The sequence below is a fragment of the Photorhabdus heterorhabditis genome, assembly GCF_001280945.1.
GTDB lineage: Bacteria > Pseudomonadota > Gammaproteobacteria > Enterobacterales > Enterobacteriaceae > Photorhabdus > Photorhabdus heterorhabditis.
This window is the reverse complement of sequence record NZ_LJCS01000065.1, coordinates 1-22,655: the sequence shown is the minus strand read 5'-3', so window position 1 is coordinate 22,655 and position 22,655 is coordinate 1. Positions and strand designations below refer to the sequence as shown.

Here is a 22,655-nt window from a genome sequence, read left to right as displayed (position 1 = left end):
ACATCACAGAAAATTTCAACTAAGTTGTCCATAGCCTGTTCCCCCTCGGAGCTGTTTTTGGGTCTGCACCAAAACTTTGCTCCTGGAACAGGCTTCTCGTCAATTTCTTATCCAGAATTCGGGTTATTTAATAAAAATTCTCAATAGAGATTTTGTGCCTTCCAAGGATTAACTTGCTATTTTGTGAGAAACGTCCGATCTGAGCGAGGAGCGGAAATGCGAAATTGTTCTTATCACCGAGGGGGTATTACTAATATTTCCGTGTGTTAATCAGCGGGAAGCAAGTCACCGCCAACGTAGTTGTTATGAATAGCAGAGGCGAAGCTATTACTGTCGCCTATGAATATTTTGTTGCACGGATAATTCTGAAACGCTACTGAGTTGTTCGCTCGTATCCAATGTGCTTGACTAACACTGATACGTGCTGACTATCTCCAGCGATATTAGTTGACAAAGCAATGCCAACCATTTGAAGAAAGATTTCAAAAGGCCTGCTTCAGGTTAATAGGATACTTTCGCAGGAACTGAATGAAAGAGAGGCAGAGATCAGAGAAAATAGTTTTACATTGGCTTAAAGTGCACATTCTCTCTATTAGTCCTCAAAATCGTTTAGTCAGGAGTTTCCATGAACGAGCATTTCCCTCATCTAAATTTGCATACCTTATTTGAAGAAATGGACGAGCAGGCTGATGGGGTAACGTTTGAATGCTCGTTTGATGACATAGCAAAGAACAACGCCTTGGTTGTCACTGAGCTTGTCAATTTTGAGCGAGATAGCACGGTGGCTTTACTCGCTAGTCTTCTTACTCTCCCTGCTCACCAATCTCAGTGTTTACGCTTCGAGCTCTTGGCAACCCTTGCTCTAATTCACTGCCAAGGTCAACAGGTAGCCACGATCGATGACGCGAAACGATGGCATGCTGCTATTGGGGAGTCGAGCAGTGTCATTGGTGAAGATCCTGCAGAAGACGTCTTCGTATCCCTTGTCGGAAATGAGAGAGGCGATTACCGTGTGCTAGAGGGGATTTGGGAGGCCGCAGGTTTTTATACGCAATTGATAGTCGAAATTGTCTCCGCCATGCCGGATACGCACCGCTATCGCTCGCTTAAACGCGCGATACAGGCACTCCTCCGCCTCTCAGATGTAGTTTGTGCCCGCTCTGGCTTACACCGTTTTCAGGGGGGTGCAGACGGTTTTCCTAACTCTCTTGATACTGGTGGTATTGATGCGAAGACGCTCTGTTCACGTGTAATGTTGTCCGATCGTTTGCTCCGAGCAGAGGGGGTCGTAGTCGCTGACCTAGCACCTTTCATTCTTGATTCATCTCAGATAAGTACGCTTGGAAATCAGGCCCCAGGGGAAGGAATACTCGAACAACGGCCACTGCTCCGCACGCCCGCTGGTCTTGTGGTTATGCTCCCCACAGCCATGACCATAGCACTTCGCCAGGCAGTGATAACATTTGCAAAACGCACAGAAGAATTGGGTACTCTAGACCAAGCGTTAGCCAACGTCTATAGACGTACCTTCTCCGAAATGCCGGTCTTCGGCAATAGCGGGAGGCTAAGACTGACTTGGCAAAAGTACAAGATGACCCGAACGGCGATGGTGACCTCCTTAGTAGATGCAGGTCATTTGATGGTACTCCAATTCGTCTTGCCTTCCATACAGCAACACACCGATACAGGTTTCAACAACATGCTTCAGCTTGATGATGAGACCGCGCAATTTCTAGATGCATCTGTTGAAAAATCCACAGCTGAGCTCGCCAAACAACCCGGCTTCCAGCGCGGTATGGTCGTGCGTGTTGGTTGCGGGTGGGGAGCAGGTTTTGTAGGTATGCCCCCCCAATTGCCTAGTGGTTGGCAATTTGAATGGATGTCTGGTGCGGACTTTGTCCGGCTAGGGTCATTATCCGGTATGTCACCGATTACCTTCTGGCGTGTGCAAGATGCGACTGAAACAATCGAGCAAGCGGGTGTTCGATTATTCAATATGAACGGAACCCTCAACCTTCTTGGATGGATACGTGCCAATGACGGCCATATGGTTCCTCATGACCAGTTGCCAGATGACCGTATCACGCCGGAACACCCGCTAATGCTAATGATTCCCATGAATTTACTCCGTGACGTACGAATAGCAGCAGACACTGGGTATGACCGACACCGCATCAGTGACAACAATGGCAAATGGCATCGAGTGATGAGGCCTTCGGCAGAAGATTTCTTCCCAACCGAACGTGAGAGCAAGTGCTACGCATCAATTGATGATCTTGAAGCGCAACGGCTGACTTGTGTATATGAGGGGCAGGGTAATCTTTGGATAACGCTCGAAGCCCCAGAAATGGAAGATTGGATGCTTCTCGTTGAACTTGCCAAAATGGTTCGAACATGGATTGGGCGGATTGGCGAGTCACTGGAGGTCTTGAGTAAGCAACCAATAAAAAAATCATTAAAGGTGTATCTGCATTTTGAAGGTAATGACAATATCGACCGATTCGATGGTGAGAAGCTTCCTGATAATCTGAATACATTTTGGCGGCTTGAACGAATCCGTGAACATGGGGCGATTCGCGTGGTTCTTCAAGATGGGTATCTTGCAGGTTTTCGTGCATCGGACAACCGTGCAGAACGAGCCCTTGCGCGCGCACTCGGCACGGCGTTTGCCACGCTTATTCGGATGGAAGAGCCGGTCAACAAGGGGGTCACAGTCGAGAAGATGGCAGTGCCTAATGACAAAGCTCGCAGCTTCCACATAATGCAGACATTCGATTTTAACCAGTATTTACGCGGCTCACTGACTCATCCTCTTTTAACTATTGAAGATATTGACTCAGCCGCAGCTCGGATTGAGCTCGGGTGGCGGGCTGTTTCGGCAGATGCTCCATCACGATATCAGGGCAAAAAAGCTGTAGGAAAACTCCTTAATGATGTGGTTGACGTGCTCCTCCAAGACATAAAGAGCGAACTTTCAAGATTTGACCGTAAGCAGACAGTGCTGCGTCTACTCGAAAACGTTATAAAGGCACGTAGCGATGAGCTGCACTGGCGCAGTACGGCAGCAGCTGTCCTCGGTTTGCATGCAGGAGAATGCGGTGTCGAAGAAACGATTGCTAGACAAATGGCTCTCTACGCGGGCGCAGCGTTGACTTCCCAGTTAGTCATTGAACTAGCTGTTTGCTCATGCACGATAAGCGGCGGAATTGAGCCTTCAGATATGGCACTCAGTAAGCTTCTTGCACGTGCATCACTGCTTTTTCGAATAGGTGGTATGTCAGATGCAGTGCGTTTCGGAGCTTTGCCAGCCGATATTCGCATTTCCCCCTTAGGAGATCTCCTCTTTCGCGATGAGCTCGGGGAAATGGTGCTTGAACCGCTGCTTTCAAAAGTCACCAACGAACGGTTTGAGGAACAAGCGGCACAATTCGAGCAGAACTATGTGATAACTGCCGAAGGGGGAGACAAAAAAGATAGTGCTGCTGTTGCAACGATCGATAACGAAACCGAGATTTTCCTTGCATTCTGGAGGGCAGAAATGAGCTTCACTCTCGAGGATGGGATGCGATTTATTCAGCTCCTAGAGTCCATCGGGATAGAGCAAAAATCGGCGCTCTTCGAGATGAGAAGAAGTCAACTAGAGAATGCTGCTAAATCGGCCGGGCTTGCAGATGAAACTATTGATGCATTTCTCAAACAGTTTATCCTCAGCGCGCGTCCGAAATGGGATGTGGTGCCCGATGGATTTGACCTGTCTGATATCTATCCCTGGAGATTTGGCCGACGTCTTTCAGTTGCTGCTCGTCCCTTGTTACAGATTGAAGAAGAGCACGATCCATTAATTGTTATCGCACCTGGACTCTTGAAATTGTCCCTTAAATACGTCTTCGATGGGGCATATTCTGGGCAATTAAAACGCGATTTCTTTCGCACAGAAGGTATGAGAGACACCTGGCTAGGTGGGGCACGGGAAGGACACACATTCGAGAAAACCTTGGAGGCAGAACTTCGTGAAGTTGGTTGGACAGTTCGATGTGGAATAGGATTTCCTGAAATTCTTCGCAGAAATTTACCTAGTGATCCGGGCGACATTGATCTTCTTGCTTGGCGTTCAGACCACAATCAAATTCTCATCATCGAATGCAAGGACCTCTCACTTGCTCGCAATTACTCAGAAGTTGCCTCACAGCTATCTGAATATCAGGGGGATGATATAAAGGGCAAACCAGACAAACTAAAAAAACATCTGAAGCGTGTATTACTCGCCAAAGAAAACATTGCCAATTTTGCCCGTTTCACTTCAGTAGCGAATCCTGAGATTGTGTCGTGGCTTGTTTTCAGTGGTGCCTCTCCCATTGCTTACGCCCAATCCCAAATTGAGGCGCTGGCAGGTACTAATGTTGGGCGCCCAAGTGATCTTCTAAATTTTTGATATAAATGCTGAGCGGCCGGAGTACTTGATGGCCTTGATCTGCTGATACTTGAATAATTGCCACAAGTGGAAACAGGAAAGTAAAATAGAAAGAAATGCGCAGCGATGTCCACTTCAGGCACGGAGTGGACAAGCTCGTAGTGTTGAGGGGCCGCTATGAGCGAACAGTGGACGTTGATTTCTAAATCTTTTTGTTTTTTTATTCAATTCTGTCACTTCAATTTAAAAGCTTTTCAGTCATTTTTATGCTACTTTCACTCAATGGGCCGATTGTCTTTTATACACCTTACGACAAGAGGAGTACAATTTCCGCACGGTTATTGCCCCTGCGCTTTCACAAGACTACTGGCAAACATAAATATTCGTAACCCAGTTGTTTCATACCCCAACCAATAACTAGTGCTGCCGACGATACTCAAAAGAAGCATAATTTACCGTTGCTCGCTCTGCAAAATAGCTTTAGATATTTGCACAGGATGGCTCCTTCCAGATAATGCGGCCATTATCATAGCGTTTTAATCGCTTAAGAAGCCTCCATTCATACAGTCCATAAGGATACTTGTTGGTAATCTCTAGCAGGTACATATCCGCAATATTGGATTTAAGCATCGCGTCGCAGTAGATTGCATAGTTCTTAGCGCCAGAGGATTCTACGCCAGGATATACAATGGCATCCAACGCATTTCTCCCGTTGCGGATTACATCAGCGAGTACTGTGGTATGCAGGTAGCTGTTTTCCTTCGCCCGGCTATCGGCAAGCGTTTCGGCAAGGAAACTGTCTATCAGGAAAATACTGGTTTTCTGCACTTCCAAATACGGAGCAAGAGTCTTTTCTACCAATGGGAAATCCTCGTTGCTCCACTTATGCGCCCTGACAATGTCGCCCAAAAAACCGCAATGCAGTCTCTGTTCCGCTTTCAGGGTAAATGCGGACACATGAACTTTATCCCCCGGTTGGGCGCCGATTTCTGCAAGGCATCCATGATTGCTGATAGAGGCGTATAAAATAGACATCCCCTCCGTATTTAGCCTTCCGGTTCTAGCGTACTGCGCGGGAGGATAAATAATATCAGTAACCTGATTGAACCCCTCCGGGTGGGACTCATCGGTTTTCCTTGCCCGCCACAGGGTCGTGGCGGTGACATCATGAAAACCCATCGGCAACTGGCTTAACAGTTGACGAAATCCACTATAGATGAAATCTCTGTCGTTTGAATTTTTGATCTGCCTGCAAATCTCAGCGACTTCGCCGGGATGCATAATCTGTTTGGTCATTGCCTTATTTGCCTTAGCGGAATAGATTCTATAGGCAGGATGATACCACCACTCTCTAAACAGTTTTATGCCAGCCTTCTATGATTGGCTTGATGCGGCTGGGGAAGATAAATTCTCGGTTGCCACTTACCGGCTTCATCATTTCCAGCACAGTCATTGCTTCATCTGACAAGGGAACAGTATGGTCACGGTTCATTTTCATCCGTGAAGCGGGAATTTTCCATTCTCGCGCTTCAATGTCTACTTCGTCCCAACGAGCTTCAGCCGCTTCGGCAGGGCGGGTGATGGTAAGAAGTTGCCACAGAACAGACATCGTGTTGAAAGGCTAATGCTGGCCGTTCGCATAGTCTGCATCAACTGAGCAACTGATCCGGACGAATGCTGGGCATGTTTTTCTTCTGAGGCTTCTCGAAGGCTTTGCCAATATTAACGCTGGGGACAGCATCAATCAGGCCCGTGTTCTGGGCATATATCATGACTTCATTGATACGTTGGCAAAGACAACGGACGGTTTCCAGTGCTCCTCTGGCCTGAGCCGGTTGAACGGCCTGAACCAGTGTATGAGCTTTAATATCTGTAACGCTAACGTCGCCAATCGCAGGAAAGACATCTCTCTCAAGAGAGCGCCAGATATCCTCTGCATAGTCCTCAGTCACACTGGCTTTCTTAACATTCCACCAACGTTCAGCCACGAGTTGGAAAGTATTGGTTTTAGCTTCAAGCGAACTGCGAAGTTGTTCTTGCTGATGTTCCTGTGGATCGATCTGTTTCGCTAGGAGTGAGTGGGACTCTGCCCGGTAGTTTCTGGCATCGGCAAGGGGAACTGACGGGTAGGGGCCAATGCTCTTCTTCGCACGCTTCTTGGTGACAGGACGAATATAGCGAAACTGCCATATTTTACTCCCGCTGAATTTGATCAGTAGCTCAAGACCATCGCCATCATAGAGAACGTAGTCTGCTTCCTTGGGTTTAGCAGATTCGATTTCCTTAACGGAAAGAGGTTTTGTTTTTCTTGCCATTGCCGGGTTTCCATAGTTTTAGGCACCTCAAAAACAATAAAGCTTTACGAGGTGCCTAAAAGGTTCGGATTTAATTAGTTGGCTTCAGACTTCGCGGGACAAATTGAAGGCACAAAAAAGCCCGCAAGGCTTGCGCCATGCGGGCTCTTAGGACTTCATCGGATGACTCTGGTAATCACCGAGCTGGCGGGAGTTGAACCCGCGTTAATTGTTTTGCATCTTATTGTTATAAATAATATTTTTATGAAATATCTTCGCTGCGTATCCTTTGCAGCTCCTTTCATGTCCCACCACTGACCTGTTTGGGTTTGTATGTGCTGCCGTCATAGTCTTTCAGATATGATCCATAATGTCTGAAAAGCATCTCTGGGCCTTTATGTCCCATTTGAGCGGCAAGCCAGAAAAGATTAACTCCCTGGCTAATGTGTTTTGTTGCAAATGTGTGCCTTGTCTGATATGGGTTGCGATACCGAATTCCAGCCTTTCTCAGTGTAGGCACCCAGGCTTTTTTACGAATTGCATCTGCACCTGCCCAAGCCTCGCCTGTTTTAGGATCTTCAAATATCACGTTGCCTTTCATGAAAGTGAATGCCTTCTGATTTAATAGGGCCGACATAGCGTCAGTGTTCAGTTCGACTTTTCTGGTACCGGCTTTTGTCTTCGTTCCTTTTATTATTCCCACAACTTTTGCCGACTGGACATGTGCGGTTTTGCCAATAAAGTCGATATCTTGCCACCGAAGCGCACATAACTCGGAGCTTCTAAGTCCTGTATGTATCGCAAAAAGGAATAAATTTTCCCATTGCTTTTGTTTATTGCCTGCTGCTGACAGTAATGCAGTAACCTCGTTAGGAGATAGGGGGTCAACAATATATTCGCTATCATTTTCTATTCGTTCAGTTTGATACCGTGATGCTGTGACTAAATTCACAGGATTCATACTAATCAGGCAATCAGTAACTGCTTCATCTATGGCGCTTCGTAAAAATGACAGATTGTTCCTGATTGTTTTCAGAGCAGTTGATCGTTTTTGAATCCAAGTTTTTAATATTGCTGGTGTTAACTCTATAACGGGAATTTTATGTAATTCAGATAGAGCAGTTTTACATTTTTTATATCCATTAATTGTGGATGGTGATAAATTTCGGGTTTCACAGATTTTTAAATACTCATCTAAATAATCTTTTATTGTTCTACCTTTATTGACATTTCCGAATATTTTTAGACGTGATGAATTAGGGAAAAATTCAGCATAAATAAAAATATCCCGTTCAATTTTATTGTATATTTCGCCGAGTTTACGCTCGGCATATTTAATATTTTTGGGCGTCACTTCCAGATTTGAGAGGGGTTCTCGGCATTTAACCCCCTTATATGTAAAAGAGATATTTATAGTTTCACCAGAACGATGTTTCCTTACTGTAATGCCTCTGGGCAATTTGCTATACTGTTTTTCCTGGCCCACTTAGCTACCTCATTTAAATCAATCCAGCGTTCCTTAACACCTTCAACTTTCAGTACATGTACGCCATCAAGCCAAACACCGCGCTGAATGCGTTTATTAATTGCATCAACTGTTTCCCCTGTTGCATAGCAATAAGTGGATATGGGAACACATTCAATATTTACCATTTATTTACCTCACATGGTTTTGCCTCATCATTGATATAATGATCAGATCAACGGCAGCACAAACACGGGTAATATCACCTTGATTGCAAGATGTATTTTTGACACTGGCTGCTAATCTTCCCAATTTGATATCGAAGTTGGTTAATAACTGTTGTCCTGGTTGCCAGGGTTGCATGATGGTTCTCCGGTCAATGGATTTACCATCATGCTATTCATTGTGTTACCTGATTTCTGATTAAGCTTAATCAGTTTTGAGTGTGAATTATGGCCTCAATGGGTAAACACTCAAAAATTCCAGGGCCTTGCATCCCCATATCTGCTATGCAATTTTTTTCATCCTGGTAAATATGGCCGTAAGGAATGTACTGGCAGTTTATCGAAGAACATACAAGTAGAAACAGACCGTATATCATTTTCGGTCCCTCATTTTCTCGATAGCTTGAGAATTGGATACTGGAACTATTTTAACGTCAAATGGGAAATCATAGAGTACATTACAACTCCTATCGATAATGATGATCCCATTGCGACCATCAGGTAGCGTTAATTTAACAATTTCATTTTTGCTGTGTGAATGTCTTAACATTGGTCTGTCTCTTTTAATTTACCTTCAATTTCGCATTCTGCTGCATGTTTTTTATCTAATAGACACATGACGAGAAATACAAACGTAAATTCTACATGCTTGTCGGATTTATTTTTTGACATTACCCACTTGTGTTAATTTAAGGTAATGCTAAATATCTAATGGAGGTAATATTGGTTATTTCCAGTTAATTCATTTTCCATTGAGGCCAGTAATTTATTTTTTAATTGAGCAATGATTTTCTTTTCTTCATCTGTAATATCTTGACTTTCTCCTGTTATCCATTCTACTTGGTATTTATTTAGGTTTTCATCAAATGAGATAATGATTTCTAATCGTGCAGCCATAAATCACTCCATATTATTTATTGCCCCAGTATTTGTGGGATGTAATGAATATTAACGTACTTGCAGGCTTCTCTGGCCGATTTCAATATGAGCTCCCGGTATATTGATACCGTTTTCAATAGCTTCTTTGATGGCTTTTTTGTCCGGGGCGGTAATTGTCTGCACATCAACTAACTCATCAGGTAATTTTGACTCATCATCAATGATGACATTCATAATACCTTTTCTGGCTGTGAACGTGTTTCTGGTAGTTCGTAGTGAATCCATGCCGGCTTTCAGTAAACAGTCCAGCGCATACTTTTTTAGGTTTTTTACTTGCCTTTCGAATGATTTTTTACGGTCAGTGAGTCGCTTAGACTCATCCGCAAGAATCTTGGCTTGGCCTTCTATATTGCGAACATGGATCATGATAGCGTCAAGTTTATCACCGATAGTACATTCGATACTTTCAAGTGTATCGGCGATATCTTCTGGCGAGAACTCGCCGGTTTCTACCAACTGTTGTAATTTTTCATAATCTGCTGCTAATGCAATTGCGGTTGTGGTCATTGGTTTGCCTCTTTTAATTGAGTTAAACATTCTTTCTCTATTTCATTCAAGCGACGCAGACGACCGGATAAGTACTTTTCATAATCCTTGTCTCCTTTGGCCTTGGAATTGCCTAAATGAATGCTTAATTCACGGATAAGGGTAGATGCTATGCCGCGAATTTCATTTTTGCTGACAGCGGTGCGCATAGTTTCTGTATTACGGGTGAACTTATCGTCTAGTTCCTTGCGTAATCTGACTAGATCCTCGGCCTTATCACTGGCGGCCTTGATTTCAAATTCAATATTATTGTCAGCCAGATATTCAGGGTTGTCATGCATACCCATAAATACATCAGCAGAAAATCCAAGCATCGATAACGCTTTCTTTATAGCATCGGTGAGTGATTTCTTGATGGCCTCTCCATCTGTTTTAATTCCATATTTGGTTCTGTACATGTATGGTGTCGCACCATAACTTTCAATTTCAGCACAAATGTCACATTCAACCAGATACCAAAAGAGAATTTTGATAGAGTGATTTTGTTCACATATTAATGTGCCGTCAGAATCACGTAAGAATCGGCTCCCAATTTGTTTATTTTTGTCGTCATAGATAGGTTCTGACATGGGTGCACCATTGATCAGTTTTTCTTCTGTGACATTACAGCCCCATCCATAACCGAATGGTCCGAATAGTTCTGTTGCCCGCATAAACATATAGTTACTGTTTATGCTTGTACCATTGAACCCCATTCCCTCCAATGGTTTTGTAAAGTGGGGATCGGTACGTTGGACAGCCTTCCAGATACGGAGATTAGTTTGCTGTTCATTGCCTTGTGCCTTGATAGTTTCTTCCAGCAAATTGGCCCGATGTTGGAAGTTATCATCATTGGTGCTCAGGGTGGCGACAGGAGGCAATGAGGTGACTTCATCATCCGCCGTAGTGTTGTCTTGTGCAGTCTCTTCTACTGCTTTGTCCTCTTTGGTTTGCTTGGTTTTTCTGGTCTTGAGAGACTTGGCTTCGCTTTTTTTCTCCTTAACCTGTAGCGCTGCTTGTTGGGTTTCAACTTCATCTGGAGTGACATCTGTTATTGAGGCTTCTGATGTTGACACCGAATAATTGGAAACCTTGGGTTTCTCTTCTGGTAATTCAACGGGTATGTCGGTATCACTTAAAGTACAGTTTAAGAATTCCTTAATAGCGACGGCATCGGTCAGAAATTCAGGGTGGTGTTTACCTTCACGTACGACTCTGAAAAGCGTTTCCCGTGGAATGGACAGAGCGTCGGTTCTGATACGAAATGCGGTAGACCACTGCCGCCATGCTTCATTGTTATTTGTTATCAGTTGCTTAGCTTCTTTCATACTGTGTGACATAATCGCCCAGCAATGAAAGTCACCGTCTAGTAATGCCAGTGCAATTTCCAGATCTAACGTGGCGTAAGTGTGATTAAAATCACGTGTAGTAATAGATGGGTTTTTCTTTGGTTCGAGCGTTCTAGCCTGCCATGTGGTGCCGTTGAACTCGTATTCAGTAGCAAATTTTTCATCAAATTTACCAATTGGTGGGCGAGGGAAGCCTTGTATATCTTTACAAATAATCGGTTTTGATGTGTTGAAGTTGCTCATATCGTCCGCGTACTCTTCCCCAAGGTAAACAATGGCCATAGCTTTAGCCATTTTTTCGGAATTGGCTTCGAGTGCAATTGCAAGTGGTACGGCTCCATTTTTTTGAGCTTTTTTTGTCGGCTCAAAGACACAGATATATGTGAACATTGGTCTTGCCTCTTTAATAAATTGCTTTTTTTGCCAATCTTATTGCTGCCTTAATCCCGGCTTTTGGCATTTTGACTTTTGGATATAATTCCTTGACAGCATTTGAATAAACCATTCCTGTCGTTGGGTAATATTCAACTCGCCTTTTGCCACCGATAATAGATATATGTATAGTTGCGTTTGTTGTATCGCTATTATTTTCATGCTCAATAGCAATTAAACCATTATCTAGGATTAAATTAATTACATCATTTATGTTTTTCATAAATACACCTGAGCCTTAATCAGGTATTTTTTCATCAGATTTAGACATTGGTTTTTCTTCAATGCATAACAATGATTGAATATGGCCCTCAAGTTCAGAGGCTTTAGCATGAGCTTCCGCAAGAACTTTATTTTGTTCTTTCTTTAGAGTATCAATTTGTGAGTTTATAAAGTCTGGACGACTAATATTTGGATATGGGATTTCTATATCATGAATAGCGACAACTGTACCAAAGATCGATGCATTTCCGTGTTTACTTGCGTCATGTGGTAAGACTGTGATGTTCATTTTTCGTGAAATATTATTTTCGATAGCGTGAACATAGAGCTTTACTTGTATTGTTTCTTGTTGTGCTTTCATAGCAACTCCTGATATATTGTTAGCGATCAATGATGGAAATCATTGGTCTTGCCTCTTCTAACGAGTTGGTCCTCGTTAGTAGAAACTCCCGGTTAGCTTTGGTCGGCGATCCGGGGTAAAAGAACCCGCCACTTCGGTGGGTTTTTTTACATCTGTTGATTCTTAGTTTTTCCCCATATTGGTATTAGTTGGTACGGATTGATCAACGATAAATACCATTCAGAGGTTATGGTTTTAATAAATGTTTCAAACAGACCGATGAATTGGCCTAATTTGATATTCTGCATATCATTACACATAAGAACTGTTGTTCGATTGGTTAATGTGCGGGTCTTTCCCCGCCGTCCGTTGATTCACGCAGTTTCTAAGAAACCCGGCAAGAAGAACCGTAACGCATCAACTGCCAGTGTTTTTGTACCATTCCCACCGCTGGCTGGGGAATCCTGGTGTTGGTTGATCTTTCCTGTTCCACTTTCTGGTAAATACAGTTGTTATATGTGGTAATCATGGCAGGTCACATTGAACCCTGCTCTTCTCCTCCCTCATGACAATTGAAACTGTAAATTCGGTTTTGAACACTTAACCTAAACGGCTGCTGTGCCGTGCTACTGATTAGCAAATCATCTACCTCTTCGTATGTCGGTAGCGACTACTGCGTGGGCGTCCTGCCTGTTTGCTGTTGAAATTGAGTTTAGTAATTGATAAACGAAAAGTAAAGTAAAAATTAAATAATAAGAAGGGCTTATCAAAGTGTTAAGTTTAACCATTTGATTTATTTTAATTTTTATATTTATTTCAAGGTGTGAACTGAATGAATTTTCCCTTGGTGATAGCACTGTGAAATAGGATGGCCAAGATAGTTTTAGAGATTCGCTATGCATATAGCATGATAGTTTTTGGGTGTTGGCTGAAGGTTAATTAATTTTTGGATTGGGTGATTGAGGTTAACGGTTTATTCCGTAGGGTTCAGGGTAAGATAGAAATCTTTTTGATAAATAAGAAAAAAGTCGGATGGCGACTTTTTTCTATGCTTTCTTTTGCCTCTTTTTATGTAATAATTCTTCTAGTAAATTATCATAATGCCGTTTTTTATCTTCAAGATTTTTTATTAGATCATCGGCATCACTATCTGGCAGTTCGTCGAATAGCTCTAGAAGAACTTTTTGCTTAGGAGTCAATGTTACTTGTAGTGGATTTCCTAATTGGTGGGTGTTTGTATCGGCGTCTAAATAACCATCTGGCATTCGATAGTCTTGTTCTAAACGTCTCGCGGCTTTTTCGCCGAAAGATGCTTTACCATTCATAAGCTGTGACAAATAACTCTTCTCTTTTTCAGGAAGAGTTTTATCGGAAAACCAATCTCTTAGGCGTTGTTGCCTGATGTTCTTCATGCTCATTTTATTTATAAGAACCTATATATCTAGGGATTTCACTATTTTTCTACCAGTTAAATTGTGATTAGTATTCACTAAATAAGCAAATGCTTGACAAATGTTTAGTATTTATTAAACTTTCTGTATTTCTAAAAGGGGTAGTTATGAAACTAAATGATTACATTTCTAATTTAAAGCGAGGTGAAGCCAAACTTCTTGCTGAGAAGCTTGGGGTATCCAGTTCCTATTTATCGCAAATGGCACATGGTTATGCTCCAGTTCCTCCCGCCAGATGTTTTGATATAGAAAATGCAACCAATGGAAAAGTGACAAGACAAGATCTTCGTCCCCATGACTGGCAGAAAATATGGCCTGAAATAAATGCTAACTGAGCAGTCAGTATAAAAACTGATTCTCAATAATCAATATTGCGACAGGAGACGTAAACAGTGGAACAAAACATCAACGCCCTGAAAGCCGAAGTTGAGGCGTGGGCGGCAGAGAAGGGGCAGGAGTATGTAGCAATCGAAATAAGCCGAATGTACTTCTTGCTTTGTGAAAGAACGGTATCAGCCAAGTTGCATCCCATTGAAATAAATGGGAATGCTAATTGGAAAGCTATCAATAACAACAGGCAGCAAATTTTCAGGTGGTTGCGCAGTGATTCAAGGGCTGCACGAAGAAAAGTATCAGAGTTGTTACCCGCTATCCAATCAGCCCTTCCACTTGAACGCAAAGCCAGAATTAACGGTGAAACAACTAATTATTTGATATCTGTTGCGATTCGTGAATTTACGGCGGTGATAATTGCAATCCTATTGGGAGGTTTAGGAGGTAGTGACGTATCACAACAAATAACCGTTGCGATATCAGCACTGAATGCTTTGACAAACGTTTAAAAGAGGCAAGACCAATGCTTAAAACCATAGAAAAGATCACCTATTGTAATAAGTTTCGTCTGAATGGTGAGCTTGTAACTATAGAACAAATCTCAGAAATTTATGAAGGATGTAGAGAAGCTGAGTTAAATATCTGGGAACAGTATGAACGGCAAAAGGCCAAATTGCTGGAGGAGTCTCTTACCTTTGAACGGTGTAAGTCAGTTTGCCGTCAGATTGCTAAAATACTTGGAGCTTGATTATGAGTATGTCATTGATGGTAAAAGCTATGAGTATCAAAGTTGGTAATCCTCTTCGTAAATTGGTACTGATTAAGTTGGCTGATAACGCTAATGACCAGGGAGAGTGCTGGCCGTCAGTTGCTTACATTGCTGAACAATGCGAAATATCAGAACGTTCTGTTCAAAATCACATTAAGCAATTGGTAAAAGATGGCATTGTCTGTGTTGCAGAACGGAAGACACAAAATGGACTGAATCAATCAAATGTCTATTTCCTGAATCTGGATAAATCCAGTCATGGCTATAGTGAAAATGTTGCACCATATGGTGCATCTCTTGCACCCAGTGGTGCAAATTCTGCGGGGGTTAGTGGTGCAGGAGATGCACCCAGAACCAGTCACCCTTTTGAACCAGTCACGGAACCTAAAACCCCCCTTACCCCCCGTAAGGGGAAACGGGAGAAATTAAAATTCGATCCCATCACGGCAAAGCCTAAAAACGTTAGCGATGAAGTATGGGCTGATTGGGTCACTTTTCGGCTAGAAATTAAAAAGCCGCTGACAGAAACCATGTGTAAGCAGCAAGAGAAAAAACTAGCAGATTGCACGAATCCTGATTCAGTGATTTGCACGTCAATTGCGAATGGGTGGCAAGGGTTGTTTCCTGAAAAGTCTCAAAACATCAAACCTAAATTTACTCAAAATACGCATACAAGCTATGAGGGTATAACCTACGAACCACAGGATTCTTATTGGTCAGAAAATATTGATTAGGGGGAGAAATGAACTCTAATAGCTTACTTGACAGTATCAACATTGCCCCACGTTTTGAACATGCCAGCTTTGAAAATTATCAGCCTATAAACAAAGCTGCTCAACATAATCTGAAGATCTGCCAAAGTTATGTTCAGACTTGGAAAGAACGCAAAGTTGCGGGTGAGGGGATCATCATGTGTGGCCGTCTTGGTACCGGGAAAACTCATCTGGCTGTTGCGACATGCCGTGAAATAGTCACTCAGAACGGTATCAGTGCGTTTATTACAACCGCATCACGTATTATCAGGGCATTTCGTCGTTCATGGAGTAATGATGCTGACACCAACGAGTTCGAGACACTGAGGTTTTACAGTGAGTTGGATTTGCTGATCATCGATGAGATTGGCGTTCAATACGGCACTGAATCAGAGCGAAATATCTTGTTTGAGGTGATTAATAACCGATATGAAGATTTATTACCAACGATCCTGATCAGTAATTTGCCAATGAATGACCTGCCGGTGTTTTTAGGGGACCGAGTATTAGATCGTGTGTTACAGGGTGGGGTAGTGTTGGCTTTTGACTGGGATAGTTACCGGAGGGGGCAGTAGTATGAATGAGCTCAATCTAGAGTCTGCGGTTATAAGCGGATTGTTGTCAGGTGGTGCAACGCAGGATGCTTATGATGTTTTTGCAACGTTGTCAGAAGAGGCGTTTAGTTCAAGTTTTTTGCGTCGTGTCTACGTTGAAATCAAAAAACAAGCGTTCAGTAGTTCCCTGATTGATCCGATATTCATCGCTGAGGCTATGAGTGAAGATGGTAATACATTAGCTAATATCCTGGAGTTGAGTAAGAGTCCTGTTTGGAATGCAAACCTGAAAGGCTATGCCAATAAAGTTAGTGAATATTGGTATGTTCGGCGGGTTACAGCAGTGATCAACGCTGGCCAACAGGCGTTACTGGAAACTAAAAATCATACTCAAGCACAGCATGTCATAACGGGCTTTATGTCCACTATGGGGGAGCTAATACGAGATACTGGCAACCTGGCTCCCGTGCACATCAAGACATTGATTGAAGGGTACATTGACATACTGGGGAGGCGTAACTTAGGTGAGGATAGTCGCGGGATGATTATGACAGGTATTGAGCCATTTGACTCGTTGACAGGGGGATTTAACCCAACTGATTTAATTCTCATCGGTGGTCGTCCCGGCATGGGCAAAACAGAACTGGCACTTTGCATGATTGAGGGTATGACTAGGAATGGAGGGGCGGTATTGCTGTTTTCAATGGAAATGGCAGCACAACAAATTACAGAACGTATAGTTGCTGGTTCTGCCCAGTTGTCAGTTTCGAAATTGAGACGTGGTGAATTTTATGATGAAGATTGGGCTCGTATATCTAACGCAATAAGCGAGTTAATAGATCGCGATATTCATATTCTTGATGCTAGTGAATTAAGCGCTGAACAGATATGTGCTATCAGTGAAACGCATAAGCGCAGGTACCCGAATCTGAAAGGTATTTTTGTTGATTATCTTGGGTTGATAGAAAGGCCCAAAGCCGAGCGTAATGACCTTGCTATCGCTCAAATATCCAGGGCCCTCAAGGGACTAGCTAAGCGATTGCATACACCTGTTACAGCATTGAGTCAGTTATCAAGAGACGTTGATAAACGGCCTATACATCAGCGTCGCCCTGTTGCAGCGGATTTACGAGACTCAGGTAGCCTAGAGCAAGATGCAGATCGAATTATTTTTACTTATCGTGATGTTGTTTATAACCCACTAAGTCCAGCCAGAAATTATGCCGAGATTATTTTGGATAAGAATCGTCACGGTGAAACCGGAACGATATTCCAGGAATTTAAAAACGGGCATTACTTACCAACTGATCAAATTGTTGCTGCTGAAATATGTCGTACACAGCAACAGGCTAAACAAAAAGAGCGCCGATACGCAGACAAAGCATTTTAACTAAAGACCAAAAGAGGCAGATCAAAATGACCATAAACAGTAAACTGATTTTATTAGATAATTTGGGTAGTTATGAATTATCCCGTTTTGGGTGCAGTGCTGAAAGCATCGTTATCTTACAAATTTAGACTTAAAAGCTAGTCGATTCAACGTAAACGCCAGCAGGATGCTGGCTTTACCAAAATTGCTGGTGGATAACTAGGAGCTGGAGATGCTGAAGCGCAATTGTACTCTTCGAAGGCGGGAGAAAGCCTTTCTGTAGCTGAATATTGTTTTTCTAGTGAAGTGGCCTGATGGAACACACTGGGATGGTATAAGAGTTGAAGTTGTATTTGTAACGTACAAATTACATATCAAGTATATTGCTTGCGTTCAAAACGAAAAAAAAATACCATAAAATCTGCTTAACGCAATCAGGGTATCTAAATGAGCATTAACGACACACAAAGTGATATTACCGATTTGATAATAAACGCTTTCAGGCGTGATTTTTGGCTTAACGTACAAGATGCATTATATGCTAAGTATGCTGCAGCACAGGAAGTAACTGTAGGCAATATATTAAAACTTGGTGAACCGGAGCAACGTAGATTTAGGCCTCAGGCTAGGCACTATGGCCTTAATTCAGCATTGAGGGAGGCCGCAAGTCGCTCTGGTTATCTTTGTTACGATGCTGATACATCCCCGAAAGGGGAGCATTACATTATTATCGATTCAGAAGGTGTTAAAATTAGCCGTATTGGGTTAAATCACGATGAGCGCCATATAAGAGGTGCTAAACATCGTTCATTGATAGCTCAATTGAATGAAAAATTTGAAGGCTATACCCCAGATCTTTTTAGAGAAGAAGATAGTAAACATCATAATGACATTGATACGTTAGGTGTGTTGTTAATAAATATTAATCCACCATATCATGAATCTCAGGCCAGCATGATGGATTTAAGGATTGTGGTTCCTTTTACCAATATGAAAGGTTTTCACTATAATAAATCTGTAACGGAGCTTTTAGCCCTCTATACTGGAGAGAAGAAGATAGTCATTCCTGATATGGTTTTACCTAAGCTCAAGAAGCGCCTGAAGGATCAGGAAAAATAGAATAGGTGAGACATTATGAGAGTGGGAATTTCTGGTTTCCAATCTGAAAGGTTGACACAGATAAGAGAAGCGAGGGGATTATCGAAAATTAACCTTGGTAGGTTAGTAGATCGTTCGCCATCAACTATTACCAAATGGGAAAACGGTAATCATTCCCCCGATGCAGAAGTATTGCATAGCTTAAGTCAGATTCTTAATTGCCCGGTAAGTTGGTTCACAAAGCCTATTGTTAAGTACGAAAAAAAACCAGTATTCTTCCGAACACTTTCAACCACGGCAAAAGACTTATGTATCGCCTCAGAGCGATACATGGGGTGGTTTCAAGAGTTATCATGTAAGATGCAAGAATATCTTGATTATCCAGAGGTTAACATTCCTCATCTTAACGTAAAGGATTACAGAGCGATAGATGATCAATTGATTGAAAGAATGGCTTTTGAGTGTAGGAAAGCTTGGGGATTAGGTATTGCACCGATAGATGATCTATTACTGGTAATGGAGAATGCGGGGATAGTCTGTTCCAGATTTGAACAAGGTAGTTCTGTAATGGATGGCTATTCTCAATGGAATGATTTAGAGAATAGACCGTATGTGGTTTTAGCTAGTGATAAAGATAACTATTATCGTAGTCGATTTGATGCTGCTCATGAATTAGGTCATATAGTCTTACATCGATATATAAATAAATTTGATAATATCAATTTTAATCCAATAGAAGAGCAAGCACATAAGTTTGCGTCGAGTTTCATGCTGCCGGAAGAGTCATTTTCTGTAGAGCTTCCTCCATATCCTACATTACAGAATTTCATATCTCTAAAAAATCGCTGGGGGATGTCGGCACAATCTATGATCCTTAGAGCGAGAAATTTAGAATTAATATCTTCTCTGGAATATCAGAGGTTATATAAAAATATTTCTGCTAGAGGTTGGCGAAAAGGAGAGCCGCTTGATGATCTTAGAAAACCAGAGTCGGTTCGTTTGTTACCTAGGTGCTTAAATCTATTATTGGATTCTAGAACTTTTAGTAAAAAAACACTTCTTGAGGAATTTGGTTTCCCAAAAGGAGATTTAGAGGATTTATGTTCAGTTCCTAAGGGATTCTTGTCAGAATCACAGGTACTTGATTTCCAATCCAGAATACAATTGAAGAATAGTATTAATATATCTACTACACAACAAGATACAAACGTCGTCAATTTATTTAATAGAAAGTAAAATTGGGAATTAATACTAACACCTGTTATTCTGTTCGTATCGGCCTGAACATCTGATAACCTAAACAAAAGCTGCTGTGTCATAACTTTGAGGATAAGTAATGACGCAGCATAGTTTTATCAAAATTTCGAATGACACCCTGAGACCTGCGACTCCCGCAGCCAGGGAATACCTACACTCCAAAGTGAAGTGGGGCGATGTGCTCTATGCGGATTTTAAGAAAGCACGTAACCCGCGTTTCCATCGTAAATATTTTGCCCTTCTGAATCTCGGCTATGAATACTGGGAACCTGCTGGGGGTACCATTTCCCCGGAAGAGAAAGCGCTTGTGCGTGGCTACGTACAATTTCTTGCACACTTCGCGGGCAGTGAAGATGTCTTACAATCCGCTGCGGATGAATATCTTGCTGGCATATCTAAAAACCGAGCCCAGAATATTACTGCCACTAAATCCTTTGATGCCTTTCGGCGCTGGGCAACAGTGGAATCAGGGCACTATGACATTTACGAAATGCCCAACGGCAGTCTGTACCGTGAACCTCGTTCAGTCAGTTTCGCCAAAATGGAAGAGATGGAATTTCAGGAACTTTATAAAGATACATTAAACGTGCTTTGGAACTTTATTTTGTATCGCAATTTCCCGACCCGAAACGCCGCTGAACATGCAGCTTCTCAGTTGTCCGATTTTATGTAATGAGAGGCAGAGCCAATGGCTAAAAGTGAAAAACAGTGGCTTTCTAATGTGACATTACTGGGATGTATCTGTTGTCGGAATATGGGGTTGGGAGTAATACTTGCGGAAATTCATCATGTGAGAGCGGTACAAGATATGGCCCAAAGGGCTGCTCATTTCTCCATTCTGCTGCATCCTCGCTATCATCGAGCGTTTGCATCCCACGGGCTTTCATGCGGCACCGAAGACATGGCAAGCAATCCACAGTATGGCAACGGAACTATTGCCCCAAGTTAAAAGGGAAGTTGGAGAGGTACGGTTATGTCGGGTGTGATATTTTCAACGGATGGGCTGCAATTGACTCAGGCACAAGAAATTTGGTTGCAGGACTGGTTATCCAAGTTCGGTGCATGGGTGTATTCTGGCAGGCTTGATAAACGTCAGAGCAGTATGATTGCTGAGCTTATGGCGACGGTAGAGCTGAGAGGTTATCCAGAACGTCCGATATGCAATGATGATGACGGAATGTTAATCGCTAGGGTAGTAGACCATATTTACCACATTGATCGGGTTGCATTTGGGATGTTGCTTAGTCGATATGTTTATTGTGTATCTGATAGAGCAATTGCCAAACATTATCATGCAACGGTTCAGCCAAGAATTATGATCCGCAGAAATGGTATGTTGCGTAAGCGAAAGCCATCAATGTCAACTTGTCGGCGTGAGGTTGAGGAAATATTAAGAGCAACGGAATATTTGATTTGTCAACCATTGCAAGATGCCTTTATAAGACGGGAACAGGAAAGAAAATCAAGACTTTTGTCACGAACGTGTTGACATCTTTGAACTTATGAGCCACTATTTCAGTATATGTTGTGATAGTAGTATTCGTGACTGATAGCCTCGCCCAGTGCGGGGGTTTTTATTGCCTGAAATTCAGATAAAACTTGCTGTTGTCATTGGTCAGAGTTACATGTGTGTCTATGCACAATAACTGACCAAAGGTTTAAATTATCATGCTAAAACATGAAGATATGACAACAACAGCCTCATGTGTTTTAGAAACAGTACCAATGTATGACTGGGTTTCTATTCCCGATGTTTCAACTCTGACGGGGCTATCAACACCGCGTTGCCAATTACTTTTAACTCAATTTTGTCTGGCTGGCTTGATGGAAAGCCGGGACAACGACACCTTTTTCAAGCGTTGCCTTTGATGGGGTGACTTCTTAAGCGGTGAAATGGATGGCTGGTGGAGTTGACGACACCAGCCATTCGCCTGTTCTGTGCTAACCAGAGAGTAAGCTAGTATCGATTATGGAAAATATTGTGAATTTAAGTGGTATCACATTAATTAATGACGACTCTCTACGATTTATCAAAACGTTACCAGACAACTGCATAGACTTAATCGCCACCGATCCCCCCTATTTTCGGGTAAAAGAGTGTGGTTGGGACAGACAATGGGAGGATGTAACGGCTTATCTTGCGTGGCTGGATGAAGTACTGACTGAATTCTGGCGTGTGCTGAAACCCAACGGCAGTTTGTATATATTTTGTGGTTCGCGTTTGGCGTCTGATACGGAAATCCTTGTTCGTGAACGGTTCAATGTGCTTAACCACATTATCTGGGCAAAACCTTCTGGTCCGTGGCGCAGGCAGAATAAAGAAAGTTTAAGGGCTTATTTCCCTTCTACTGAACGGATCATATTTGCTGAACATTATCAGGGGCCTTATCAACCTAAAGGTGATGGGTATTTCCACAAATGCCGCGAACTTAAGCAATATGTCTTTAAACCGCTTGTGGACTACTTTCGCAATGCACGAAAGGTGTTGGGTGTCACAGCAAAAGAAATTAACGCTGCCACAGGAAAACAGATGGCCAGTCACTGGTTCAGTGATAGCCAGTGGCAATTACCCAATGAAGTGGATTACCAAAAACTGCGGATATTGTTCGCTCGAATAGCCAGAGAAAAACACCAGAACGGAGAATTAAACAGGCCATATCATGAGTTAGTAGAATCTCATCTTACTTTGTCACGCCAATATGAGGAATTGAGTCTGGAATATGGGCTGCTGCGCCGTCCGTTCTCGTCTGGCGGATACTGGTGTCATCATATCGCTGGGCGGACTTTTCCCCCTGATTTAGCAGCTTTTTTTCTGCCGTTTTTCCCCGCTTTGTTAAAGTGCATTCCAACTCGCCCCGACGGGCACTTTGT

General features: G+C 42.6%; 26 protein-coding genes and 1 pseudogene. 14 read left to right on the top strand and 13 right to left on the bottom strand.

What is annotated here, in order from left to right:
• Positions 1–625 precede the first annotated feature (625 nt).
• Complete coding sequence (upx, locus tag AM629_RS17575; RefSeq protein WP_054480592.1) at positions 626–4,432, top strand: anti-phage protein Upx; 3,807 nt, start codon at positions 626–628, stop codon at positions 4,430–4,432.
• Between the two features lie 459 nt (positions 4,433–4,891).
• Here upx and AM629_RS17570 read toward each other — a convergent pair whose 3' ends face one another.
• The 13 genes and pseudogenes from AM629_RS17570 to AM629_RS24740 all read right to left on the bottom strand — a co-directional run bounded on the left by AM629_RS17570 (position 4,892) and on the right by AM629_RS24740 (position 13,619).
• A complete protein-coding gene (locus AM629_RS17570) occupies positions 4,892–5,707 on the bottom strand; it encodes an RES family NAD+ phosphorylase (RefSeq protein WP_054480591.1) in 816 nt (271 codons plus the stop codon).
• An 85-nt stretch (positions 5,708–5,792) separates the two neighbouring features.
• Positions 5,793–6,726 (bottom strand): annotated as a pseudogene (locus AM629_RS17565) (integrase domain-containing protein); the annotation flags it as partial.
• 280 nt (positions 6,727–7,006) lie between these two features.
• The gene (locus AM629_RS17560) at positions 7,007–8,191 is read right to left on the bottom strand and encodes a site-specific integrase (protein WP_054480590.1); all 1,185 of its coding nucleotides are present in this window, start codon (positions 8,189–8,191) and stop codon (positions 7,007–7,009) included.
• The gene (locus tag AM629_RS17555; RefSeq protein ID WP_046975048.1) at positions 8,143–8,358 is read right to left on the bottom strand and encodes a hypothetical protein; all 216 of its coding nucleotides are present in this window, start codon (positions 8,356–8,358) and stop codon (positions 8,143–8,145) included. Before AM629_RS17555 ends, AM629_RS17560 begins: the two co-directional genes overlap by 49 nt.
• A 4-nt stretch (positions 8,359–8,362) precedes the next feature.
• A complete protein-coding gene (locus tag AM629_RS24270; RefSeq protein WP_011147665.1) occupies positions 8,363–8,533 on the bottom strand; it encodes a hypothetical protein in 171 nt (56 codons plus the stop codon).
• Between the two features lie 234 nt (positions 8,534–8,767).
• Complete coding sequence (locus AM629_RS24265) at positions 8,768–8,944, bottom strand: hypothetical protein (RefSeq protein WP_167338265.1); 177 nt, start codon at positions 8,942–8,944, stop codon at positions 8,768–8,770.
• Between the two features lie 158 nt (positions 8,945–9,102).
• Complete coding sequence (locus tag AM629_RS17550) at positions 9,103–9,291, bottom strand: hypothetical protein (protein ID WP_040149348.1); 189 nt, start codon at positions 9,289–9,291, stop codon at positions 9,103–9,105.
• Positions 9,292–9,342: 51 nt separating this feature from the next.
• Positions 9,343–9,840 (bottom strand): siphovirus Gp157 family protein, encoded by a 498-nt coding sequence (locus tag AM629_RS17545; protein ID WP_054480588.1) that lies wholly within the window; start codon positions 9,838–9,840, stop codon positions 9,343–9,345.
• Positions 9,837–11,597, bottom strand: coding sequence for a phage-associated endonuclease (locus AM629_RS17540; RefSeq protein WP_054480586.1), 1,761 nt, complete (start codon positions 11,595–11,597; stop codon positions 9,837–9,839). Before AM629_RS17540 ends, AM629_RS17545 begins: the two co-directional genes overlap by 4 nt.
• Before the next feature lie 13 nt (positions 11,598–11,610).
• Entirely contained in the window at positions 11,611–11,862 is a 252-nt protein-coding gene (locus AM629_RS17535; protein WP_054480584.1) for a hypothetical protein, read from the bottom strand.
• Between the two features lie 15 nt (positions 11,863–11,877).
• Complete coding sequence (locus AM629_RS17530; RefSeq protein WP_011147660.1) at positions 11,878–12,222, bottom strand: hypothetical protein; 345 nt, start codon at positions 12,220–12,222, stop codon at positions 11,878–11,880.
• A gap of 364 nt (positions 12,223–12,586) precedes the next feature.
• Positions 12,587–12,730 (bottom strand): hypothetical protein, encoded by a 144-nt coding sequence (locus tag AM629_RS24010; RefSeq protein ID WP_161804243.1) that lies wholly within the window; start codon positions 12,728–12,730, stop codon positions 12,587–12,589.
• Between the two features lie 517 nt (positions 12,731–13,247).
• Positions 13,248–13,619, bottom strand: coding sequence for a hypothetical protein (locus AM629_RS24740; RefSeq protein ID WP_011147658.1), 372 nt, complete (start codon positions 13,617–13,619; stop codon positions 13,248–13,250).
• A gap of 140 nt (positions 13,620–13,759) precedes the next feature.
• Here AM629_RS24740 and AM629_RS17520 point away from each other — a divergent pair, with 140 nt between their 5' ends.
• From AM629_RS17520 to AM629_RS17465, 13 genes are all read left to right on the top strand, one after another.
• Positions 13,760–13,987: a transcriptional regulator gene (locus tag AM629_RS17520; protein WP_041380257.1), complete on the top strand. Its 228-nt coding sequence runs from the start codon at positions 13,760–13,762 to the stop codon at positions 13,985–13,987.
• Positions 13,988–14,044: 57 nt separating this feature from the next.
• Positions 14,045–14,494, top strand: a complete 450-nt coding sequence (locus AM629_RS17515) for a toxin YdaT family protein (protein WP_011147656.1) — start codon at positions 14,045–14,047, stop codon at positions 14,492–14,494.
• A gap of 14 nt (positions 14,495–14,508) precedes the next feature.
• A complete protein-coding gene (locus AM629_RS17510) occupies positions 14,509–14,733 on the top strand; it encodes a hypothetical protein (protein ID WP_011147655.1) in 225 nt (74 codons plus the stop codon).
• 2 nt (positions 14,734–14,735) lie between these two features.
• Positions 14,736–15,488: a helix-turn-helix domain-containing protein gene (locus AM629_RS17505; protein WP_011147654.1), complete on the top strand. Its 753-nt coding sequence runs from the start codon at positions 14,736–14,738 to the stop codon at positions 15,486–15,488.
• 8 nt (positions 15,489–15,496) lie between these two features.
• Positions 15,497–16,081 (top strand): ATP-binding protein, encoded by a 585-nt coding sequence (locus AM629_RS17500; protein ID WP_011147653.1) that lies wholly within the window; start codon positions 15,497–15,499, stop codon positions 16,079–16,081.
• A 1-nt stretch (position 16,082) separates the two neighbouring features.
• Positions 16,083–17,450, top strand: coding sequence for a replicative DNA helicase (locus AM629_RS17495; RefSeq protein WP_011147652.1), 1,368 nt, complete (start codon positions 16,083–16,085; stop codon positions 17,448–17,450).
• A gap of 426 nt (positions 17,451–17,876) precedes the next feature.
• A complete protein-coding gene (locus tag AM629_RS17490; protein WP_046975052.1) occupies positions 17,877–18,548 on the top strand; it encodes a hypothetical protein in 672 nt (223 codons plus the stop codon).
• A 15-nt stretch (positions 18,549–18,563) separates the two neighbouring features.
• A complete protein-coding gene (locus AM629_RS17485; RefSeq protein WP_046975053.1) occupies positions 18,564–19,763 on the top strand; it encodes a helix-turn-helix domain-containing protein in 1,200 nt (399 codons plus the stop codon).
• A gap of 100 nt (positions 19,764–19,863) precedes the next feature.
• Positions 19,864–20,457 carry a DUF1367 family protein gene (locus tag AM629_RS17480; protein ID WP_011147649.1) on the top strand — a complete coding sequence of 198 codons (594 nt, stop codon included), beginning with the start codon at positions 19,864–19,866 and terminating at the stop codon, positions 20,455–20,457.
• Between the two features lie 15 nt (positions 20,458–20,472).
• Positions 20,473–20,733 (top strand): hypothetical protein, encoded by a 261-nt coding sequence (locus AM629_RS17475; protein ID WP_242685645.1) that lies wholly within the window; start codon positions 20,473–20,475, stop codon positions 20,731–20,733.
• Positions 20,734–20,757: 24 nt separating this feature from the next.
• Entirely contained in the window at positions 20,758–21,273 is a 516-nt protein-coding gene (locus AM629_RS17470) for an antiterminator Q family protein (protein ID WP_054480583.1), read from the top strand.
• A gap of 179 nt (positions 21,274–21,452) precedes the next feature.
• A complete protein-coding gene (locus AM629_RS22505) occupies positions 21,453–21,653 on the top strand; it encodes a hypothetical protein (RefSeq protein ID WP_011147645.1) in 201 nt (66 codons plus the stop codon).
• 100 nt (positions 21,654–21,753) lie between these two features.
• The coding region (locus AM629_RS17465; protein ID WP_235525515.1) for a DNA-methyltransferase at positions 21,754–22,655 on the top strand (902 nt) is incomplete at its 3' end.